The organism is Pseudoalteromonas shioyasakiensis, from assembly GCF_022398475.1.
In the GTDB taxonomy this organism is placed as follows: Bacteria; Pseudomonadota; Gammaproteobacteria; order Enterobacterales; family Alteromonadaceae; genus Pseudoalteromonas.
Genome location: NZ_JAKEVM010000245.1, coordinates 1 through 2,843, shown reverse-complemented (window position 1 = coordinate 2,843; position 2,843 = coordinate 1). Strand labels below are relative to the sequence as shown.

Annotated in this window: 3 protein-coding genes; all 3 read left to right on the top strand. The window is 33.8% G+C overall.

The annotated features are described in order from the left end of the window. Positions 1-597, top strand: a 597-nt coding sequence (locus tag L1D51_RS21095) for a hypothetical protein (RefSeq protein ID WP_239964784.1), incomplete at its 5' end; no start/stop codon positions are given. Next, positions 594-1,664 carry a glycosyltransferase family 4 protein gene (locus L1D51_RS21090; RefSeq protein ID WP_239964782.1) on the top strand — a complete coding sequence of 357 codons (1,071 nt, stop codon included), beginning with the start codon at positions 594-596 and terminating at the stop codon, positions 1,662-1,664. The genes L1D51_RS21095 and L1D51_RS21090, both read left to right, overlap by 4 nt. Before the next feature lie 6 nt (positions 1,665-1,670). Continuing rightward, positions 1,671-2,843, top strand: a 1,173-nt coding sequence (locus tag L1D51_RS21085) for a WcaI family glycosyltransferase (protein ID WP_239964781.1), incomplete at its 3' end; no start/stop codon positions are given.

The window sequence follows — 2,843 nt, the reverse complement described above, 5'->3', positions numbered from 1 at the left end:
CTTATATTTAAAAGAAAAACTCTTCCACTCTTTTTTCTTTTTTTGTCAGCTCTATCATTAGCTAAAGTTATGTTGGGTAGAGGCCAGTCTACACAAGGTATCTCTGCCATTTCAGAGCAGTTTTCCTTAGTCTGGGATGTTGGCATATTTAATGTTTTCTTTATGTCACTTTATAATTTGGCTGAGGGGGGGCTTAATATAGCCAATTCATTTTTAATTGACCAAAGGCATTCTGAATTATATAAAATTCTGAGTTTCTCACCTTTACCTTCGTTTATTGATGGGTTTAGTAGTATTTCAGAAACTGAGAGTATAAGGCTCCACACCTATGTGCCAATGAGTGGTATATCAGAAGTATATCTATTTGGTGGCGTATACCCTTTTGTTTTCTACTTTTTTTTATATATTATTTTTGTCAACGTAGAAAGGTTGAGGTTCACAAAAGGTCCAGGGTTGTATGTTCTTTTTAGCGTAATAACATTATATTCAGTGTCAACTTTGTTTTCTTATTCATTAAGAACAACCTGGAAAATAATGTTACTTATATTAGTAGTATCATTTCTTTTAAATTTGACTGGAAGAAAGAGTCTTAAATGAAAGCAAAAAACTGTTTTATAATCGGTCCATTCCCACCTCCTGTACATGGGATGTCAAAAAATTTACTTAACTTTTACAAAGACGTAAATGAAAATATTAATGTTACAAAAGTTGATACTAGCCCTGCTTCATTAAATCGTGGCCTCAAATACCACAGTAAAAAGTTTGTCAAAGTAATTAATGGCGGAATTAAGTTATTTTATTCCCAAATGTTAAGAAGGTATGAATTCGCATATCTTCCTCCTGATGCAGGATATGGTGCTTACTATAGTCTTTTATTTGTTCTTGTGTTAAAGCTCTTTAAAGTTCCAGTAATCTTTCATCATAGAAGTTTTAACTATGTTTCAAAGAAAACACTTGGAATGACGCTTATTACAAAACTACAGCCCGCTGGGTCAAAGCATATATTCCTTTGTGAAAAAATGAAGAGGGAGTTTCTCAATATTTACCAAATTAATTGCGAAACTATTATTATCTCTAATGCTATGCATGTCAGTGCGCAAGAAAAGTTCAAACCTACTTGTAAACCTACAATCAAGTTAGGGCATTTGAGCAACCTTGGTGTGGAAAAAGGGCTAATTGAAATTTTTAAATTATGTGAACAACTGGATAAGCATAACTTTAACTATGAACTACTTTTAGCGGGTCCAGCGGAAAATGATGAAATAGCTAGTGTTATTAAAAGTAAATTATCTGACAATTCAAAAATATCATACTTAGGGTATGTTGATCCAAAGAAAAAAATAGAATTTTTTAATTCGATCGATATTTTTCTATTTCCAACTCAATATCGAAATGAAGCGCAGCCCAATGTATTGTTTGAGTCTTTTTCATTTGGTGTGCCAGCATTAACATTAGATATTGGGTGTATTTTTGGTGATGTTGATTGTAAACGAGGGGTTGTATTTAAAGATGTTGAGGATTTTCGAGGTAATGCTGCTGAAGTAATAATAAAGCTATCCCAGGATAATAAGCTCGATTTATTAAAAGAAAGTACATTAATTTCAATGAAAGACTCAATTGAAATATCAAAGAAAAACTATTCTGATTTCATGGCCACTTTATAGGTAATTATGAAACTATTAATTTATAGCTTAAATTTTTGGCCTGAGTTAACAGGTATAGGGAAGTATAATGGTGAGATGGTGGGAAGGCTTCAGAAAAATGCAGTGGGAGTTGAAGCTATTGTTGCCCCGCCCTACTACCCTGAATGGAAGGTTGATGAACAATATAAAAGCTATTTGTATAAAAATGAGCTTGTTAATGGTGTAGCTATAACTCGCTGCCCGCTATATGTTCCTTCAAAGGTAACTACACTTAAACGGCTTCTACACCTAAGTACATTTGCAGTATCGTCTAGTATTGCCCTTCTCATTAGGCTCATTAAGAATAAGCCTGATGTAATTTTTTTGGTTCAGCCTACTTTTTTTTGCGCCCCAGCTACATTGCTATTTTCCAAACTATTTGGTGTAAAAACAGTAATGCATATTCAAGATTTTGAAGTAGATGCTATGTTTGGTCTCGGTATGGTAAGCGAGGGAAAGGTTGCTCGTTTCGTAAAGCGAACTGAATCTTGGTTTATGAAAAAGTTTGATGTGATTTCGAGTATTTCTTACAGTATGCTTGATAACGCTGAGCGAAAAGGAGTTGATAAATCAAAGTTACTCTTTTTTCCTAACTGGGCTGATACCAGTTTTGTAACACCTGAGACTGATGGCTCTGTTTTACGTAAAAATTGGGGTTTTACAGAAACAGATAAAGTTGTTCTTTATGCGGGTAATATTGGTCAAAAGCAAGGCCTTGAAATTGTTATTGAAGCAGCTAAAAGCTTTGAAGGTGACAAGCAAGTTAAGTTTGTTTTTGTTGGTGCTGGTGCTTATGTTAATACTTTAAATGAACTTGCTAAAGCTAGTAATTTAGAGAATGTTTATTTTAAGCCACTACAAGACTGGGAAGATGTACCTGCAATGTTGTCTATGGCAGATGTTCATTTGGTTGTACAAAAAAAGGGAGCTGCAGATGCAGTTTTACCTTCAAAATTAACTAATATATTATCAGCTGGAGGGCATGCACTTGTAACAGCTGAAGTATCTACGGAGCTTGGAAAAATAGAGCAAGCTAATCCTGATATTTATACTAGAGTTGAACCTGAAAATACAAAAGACTTTATTACTGGTTTAAAAAATGTACTAGTAAAAGATACAAGCAAACCAAATGTGATTGCGCGTAATTACGCACTCAAAAAT